Source organism: Okeania sp. SIO2F4, assembly GCF_010672385.1.
Lineage (GTDB): Bacteria > Cyanobacteriota > Cyanobacteriia > Cyanobacteriales > Microcoleaceae > Trichodesmium.
In genome coordinates, this window is the sequence record NZ_JAAHGT010000542.1 from 1 (window position 1) to 6,517 (window position 6,517).

The 6,517-nt window shown below is 35.8% G+C and carries 3 protein-coding genes; 1 reads left to right on the top strand and 2 read right to left on the bottom strand.

Annotated features, from left to right (window positions below):
- The first annotated feature begins 420 nt into the window (after nucleotides 1-420).
- Entirely contained in the window at nucleotides 421-3,882 is a 3,462-nt protein-coding gene (locus F6K22_RS27020; RefSeq protein ID WP_293105191.1) for an AAA-like domain-containing protein, read from the top strand.
- Between the two features lie 220 nt (nucleotides 3,883-4,102).
- Here F6K22_RS27020 and F6K22_RS27025 read toward each other — a convergent pair whose 3' ends face one another.
- Nucleotides 4,103-4,453, bottom strand: coding sequence for a hypothetical protein (locus F6K22_RS27025; RefSeq protein ID WP_293105195.1), 351 nt, complete (start codon nucleotides 4,451-4,453; stop codon nucleotides 4,103-4,105).
- A 171-nt stretch (nucleotides 4,454-4,624) separates the two neighbouring features.
- A complete protein-coding gene (locus tag F6K22_RS27030; RefSeq protein ID WP_293105197.1) occupies nucleotides 4,625-6,142 on the bottom strand; it encodes an ArnT family glycosyltransferase in 1,518 nt (505 codons plus the stop codon).
- Between the last annotated feature and the right edge of the window lie 375 nt (nucleotides 6,143-6,517).

The following is a 6,517-nucleotide window of genomic DNA, read 5'->3' on the forward strand; positions in this document are numbered from 1 at the left end:
AACCTATATCTTTTTCGCAGATGTCTAATGTATTCATATCAAGTAGGAGGTAGTCTGGCAAATAATCATCCTACCTATATTAAAAGAAAAGCCGATATTCAACTTGATCAAGCGCTGAAAACCTGTTCCCTATTCCCTATTCCTTGTTTCCTATTCCCAGTTAAGTGTTTCCTATTCCCAGTTAAGTGTTTCCTACTAGATGCAAAAAACCTATATCTTTTTCGCAGATGTCTAATGTATTCATATCAAGTAGGAGGTAGTCTGGCAAATAATCATCCTACCTATATTAAAAGAAAAGCCGATATTCAACTTGATCAAGCGCTGAAAACCTGTTACCTATTCCCTATTCCCTGTTGCCTGTTTCCTATTCCCTGTTCCCTACTAGATGCAAAAAACCTATATCTTTTTCGCAGATGTCTAATGTATTCATATCAAGTAGGAGGTAGTCTGGCAAATAATCATCCTACCTATATTAAAAGAAAAGCCGATATTCAACTTGATCAAGCGCTGAAAAAAGGAGAATTTTGTTATGTTTTAAACAGTAGACAAATGGGAAAATCTTCCCTGCTGGTAAGAACCATAAATCAGCTCAAACAAGAGGGATTTTGCTGTAGTAGTATTGATATGACTTTGATTGGTGGTCAAAATATTACTCCGATTCAATGGTATAAAGGAATAGTCTCTGAACTCTGGCGGGGCTTCAAATTATCTAAAACAATCAAGTTAAAATCTTGGTGGCATGACCTTGGTGATATTTCAGGTTTACAGGGTCTAAATTACTGTCTAGAATTACTCCTCAAAGAAAAATTTCCCCAACAAAACATTGTCATATTTATCGATGAAATTGACAGTATTCTCAATCTAGATTTTGCCGTAGATGACTTTTTTGCTCTGATTCGGTATTATTACAATCAACGTGCAATAGACCCAGAATATAACCGTCTGACATTTGCAATTTTTGGAGTAGCCACACCCTCAGATTTAATAGCAGATAAAAAACGCACACCATTTAATATTGGCAAATCCATAGAATTATCAGGTTTTAAACTGGCAGAAATACAGCCTTTACTGGAGGGAATTAAAACTTATACCGATAACCCAGAAGCGGTATTAAGAGAAATATTAGCTTGGACAAATGGGCAACCATTCCTCACCCAAAAAATTTGTTATTTAATCCAAATAACAGCATTATCACATCCAAAAAAACAAATCATAATTCCCCCTGGCATGGAAAATTTTTGGGTAGAATCATTGGTAAAATCGCAAATTATCGATAACTGGCAAACTCAAGAGGAACCCGAACATTTAAAAACAATTAGAGACCGGATTCTTTGGAATGAAAAACGGGCAGGTAGATTACTAGGAATTTATCAACAAATCTTAGAACATCTCCAAGTTACTACAGATTATAGTACAGAACAAATAGAACTAATTTTATCAGGGATAGTCATCAAAAGCCAGGGATTTTTAATAATAAAAAACCGAATTTATCAACAAGTATTTAATCTTGAATGGGTAAAAAAACAATTAAATAAACTACGTCCTTATGGAGAAAATTTCCACTTGTGGATTAGTTCTAAACAAACAGATACTTCCCGGTTATTGCGGGGAAAAGCGTTAAAAGATGCTCAAAAATGGAGCAAAGGTAAAAGTTTAAGTGATTTAGATTATCAATTTTTGCATATCAGTGAAGAAATAGATAGATTAGAAGTACAACAGACATTAGAAGCGGCAAGACTTAAAGAAGTAGAAGCTAAACTGGTAGTTGAGCAGAAAAATGCTAAATTGCAACGATTAATATTAGGGGTTGTCAGTTGTGCTTTAGTTATTGCTACAGGTACAACCATAGTCGCCTTATGGCAATATCGACAGGCCAGAACAAGTGAAATTAGGGCATTGACTGCCTCTTCTCAGGGTTTGTTAGCCTCTCATCACCAGTTAGATGCCATGATAGCAGCGATTAAAGCTAAACGTCGAATGGAGTTGTTGGGGGGAGTCGATGACAAAACTAGAGAGGAAGTAGAAATAGCTTTAACCAAAGCCGTTTATGGAACTCATGAATTTAATCGCCTTATCGGTCATCAAGGGGGTGTTTTGAGTGTCGATATTAGTTCAGACGGCAAATTAATCGCCACTGCTAGTGAAGACAAAACTGTGAAAATTTGGCACTCTGACGGCAGATTACTCAAAACCCTCAAACATTCAGCAACAGTATATCGCCTTGCTTTTAGCTCAAATAGCAAATCTCTGGTTTCAGGAAGTTTAGATGGCAAAATCAAGTTGTGGAGTGTTGATGGTAAACTGTTACAAAATATTCAGGCACATAACGCCCCCGTTTGGGGAGTTGCTTTTAGCCCCAATGGTGAAATGTTTGCTTCAGTTAGTAGCGATCGGACTGTTAAACTTTGGAGAGTCGATGGTACGTTGTTGACAACTTTGACAGTAGGTCTACAAGTGGTTACGAGTGTAGTCTTTGATGCTAAAAGTGAAATCGTTGCTTCAGCAGGAGTTGATGGTTTGGTGAAACTCTGGAGTATTAATGGCAAGTTGCTGAAAACCCTCAAAGGACATCAAGCACCAGTTTGGAATGTAGCATTTTGCCATCAAACAAATTTGTTGGTGTCAGTGAGTTCAGACAAAACGGCAAAACTATGGCAGTTAGATGGAACGCTAGTGAGAACCTTGCAGGGAGACGATGTAATAATTGGAGTTGATTGTAGTAAAAATGGTGAATACATTGCCACCAGTGGTAATGATAATGCTATTAAAATTTGGCACTCAGACGGAACTATGGTCAAAACATTAAGAGAACACAATGCTGTAGTTCGGGGTGTAGCCTTGAGAAGTGATAGTCTGATAGTAGTTTCAGCTAGTGATGATGATACTGTTAAATTATGGCGAAAAAACAAAAATTTGTTGAAACCTCTTTACGGACATCAGGATACGGTGTGGGATATAGCAACAAGTTCAAATGGAAAATTAATTGCTTCTGTTGGCGACCGCAACCTCCTACTGTGGCAACAAGATGGTAAATTTTGGCAAAAAATTAACTATTCAGACCAAGTAATTCCCTCTGTAGCTTTTGCTCCAGATTCACAGACCATTGCTATTGCTACTAATAATAAAGTTGAGCTTTGGGATGTAGGAGATATTAATACCTCCCAAACACAATCTATGCGAGTATTGGCAGGACATCAAGCTCTAGTTTCCGCGGTCGCCATTAGTCCTGATGGCAAAACTATTGCCTCAGCAGCAGATGACACAACAATTAAAGTGTGGAATATTGAGGGTCAACTGCTCCATAGTTTTGTTGCTCATAACGATAAAATTTGGAAGTTAGCATTTACCCCAGATAGTCAAACTATTGTCTCTGCAAGTCAAGATGAAACAGTAAAATTATGGAAAACAGACGGCAAACTTTTGACTACCCTCCATCAAGGGGGTGGCATTTGGGGAGTTGCTATCAACCCCCAAGGAAATCTGATTGCCTCTGCAAGTCGGGATGATACTTTGAAACTCTGGAAATTAGATGGTACTCTGGTGAAAACAATTCACGCTCAGAGCAGGGGATTAACAAGAGTCGCATTCAGTCCTGATGGTCAAACTATTGCTACAGGAGGTATTGATAATACGGTGAAGTTATGGAATCTAGACGGGGAGTTACTGCAAAATTTACCTGGTCATGAGGGAGCGGTTATCAGTGTTGCTTTTAGTGCTGATGGGAAATTCTTGGTATCTGGTAGCGACGACCGTGCGATTATTTTATGGAATTTAGAGGAAATTCGTACCCTGAAAAAACTTGAGTATGCTTGTGATTGGGTGAGGAATTATTTGCGGACTAATGTTGAGGTAAGTGAGGAGGATAGAAAGCTGTGTGGATAATTAATAATTATATTATGTCCGGATAATCAGTGATAAAAAAGTTTTTGTTTGTAGTATAGCTCTCAGCCCTAAGCTATGGATAGGGCTGAGAACTATACTATGAAGCTTAATTATAACTATTCAAACGGGCATGATATTACCTCTGGTTAAAGATGACCTATTTTCTGGAGATCCCAAATGGGTTCTATATACCACCGAATACACTGTATGTTAAATATAGTTAGTAATCGCATATAGTCAAAATTCCTTTTTCAGAACCTTTAGGTGATACCCATCTATTGCCTCCTAGTGTTGTTTCGGCAATAACCTGACCACTACCAGTGAGTTTTCTGACTAATCTAGGAGCAAATTTGCGAATATTACAATTAATTTCTACAATCATGTAGACTTGTTCCATTCCATCATAGTCCATCCCGTCGTATTGCTTTAATATTTCTGCTCCCCACAAATTATTGCCCAGGTCTTGAATTGTGTTCATGTTTATTGATGTTGTTGCTTTACGGTTATAACCAACGGGATACCAATCTGCCATCCCTTGTGTTATAACAATACTCGCCAAAAGTTCAAGCATAATTAATTCCTAAATAAGTGATTAAACAGGTTTTCCTGAAAACCTGTTGTTAGTTTAACTCACTTTGAAATATTATTTTAATAATCTCTGTTTTTTCTAGAGCATTGATTAAATCTGCTGTATTTTAGTCTCGATGCTTATTAACCAATAGTTTTGATATTGATGTACTTTTCATTTTTGCAAATAGTAATAAAAACCCTGATTTTGGGATTGCAAAATATAACGATTGTCTAATAGATTTACATTACCATAAACTTGCAAATTTTCTTGAAAAATTGGGTCAGACTCTTTTAACTCTATTAGGTCTATACTTACTTTTTTTTCAACTTGCCGTAGTTCCTGTAATGTTTGAGGCAATTGCCAAATTACTTGAGTCGGATAATTAGCGATCGCTAAATAACGATTTTTCTCAGACATAACTACCTGTGGTTGAATTGATAATTTTGATATTACTTTTTCCAACCGTGAACTATGAGTAGATAAACGTTGAAACTGTCCTTGTTGAGTTTGTCTGAGTAGGTGAAATGTAACAAAGTTTGAGTAACTTAAACACAGACAAATTCCTAATCCAATAGCTACTACTTTTTTGGTTTTTAATTGTGGAGTCAATAGCCACAAACCAGTCACAGATAAGATTGCCATTAATGGAGAAAAAACTGCTAATCCTCTAGTTGCATTAATATATTGATAAAGTAATAAAAATGCCATTAAAGCTGACAGAAAATTAACTAAGGTAAAAATAGATAAATTTATATATTTTTCCCATTGTTGTAATTTTTTTTGATAACTTGCTGTGGCAAGTACGGCTAAAGTAATACTCCATAGCACTAGCATTGAAATAGTAATTGTTCCATAGACTGGAAACTTTTTAAAATTAATTATGAGAGTGCAATTAAATAGAAAGTTTTCCCAGATCATTCTCAGCATATCAGTCAAATTAGATTGGGATAAAATCCTCGTTGCTGCATAGGGATAAATTTCTTGATTTTGGGAAAGGGGAATTAAAACAGTGACAAACAGTAATCCAAAAGAAAACAGTAAGCTGAATAAAGTTTTTTGGTAATGTTGATTTTTCTCAATCCATAAGAGAACAATACTGGCAGGAAACAAAGTCAATAAAAATGGTTTGATTAAATATGCTAAAGCTATTGCTAAACCTAAAAATATTCCTTTGAAAAAACTTTCTTTTTGTAGAAACAAAAGAGCAACAACCACCATAATTACAGCAGCAGCCGATATTTCTGTCATTACTGAATGAGTCAAGACTAAAGTATAAGGATAAATTAAATAAATAACACTTGCTCCAAAACCAACCCATTGATTAGCAATGAATCTGCCAACTGTAAAAATTAAAAATATCGTCAAAATTAGGAGTAAATAATTCACAAAAAACGGTGTAGCCTCATTAACTCCACCAATCAAAAAACCAACAGCCAAAATCAAAGGATAACCAGGCAGATGAGTATCCTTAGTAGGATAGCCTTTTTGAATAATACTACTAGCCAAATAATGATTACTATTAAAATCAAAATTACGGAAAATATTTTGAGCTACAGTATAGTAAAGAGTTTCATCATTCCAGCGAATTTGTAGAGAGATTGGTTTAGTAATGTAGAGAGCGATCGCCGTTATTATAAACAGTAATAGATATGGAAAGATGTGACTAAATAAATTTCTGCGAAAAGTCATATTTTGAGGTGTAGTCGAAATTCAATTTTGTGTAGTGGGAAAATCTTACTCCCTTGTTTAGGAAATAGCTCTATTTTTTAGATAATCAATTAATATACTAAATAGAGAGGTTTAATTTTACCAAAAGTATTATATTTGATCGGGTAATTTCAGTTATCAGTTATCAGTTATCAGTTATCAGTTATCAGTACCTCCGACTCAAGTCGGAGGCTTGAAATACTGACTTTAAGATTTATCTTCGTCGATTGGATATGGCGAGGTTTCCTCGCCATCCCATCCTAACGGACTGCTCCGCAAACGACCGCTTTTTCATCCCCTTCAAAGGGGAGGTTTTAGACCTCCAAATTTGGTAAAAAATAATATTTTTGGGGAATT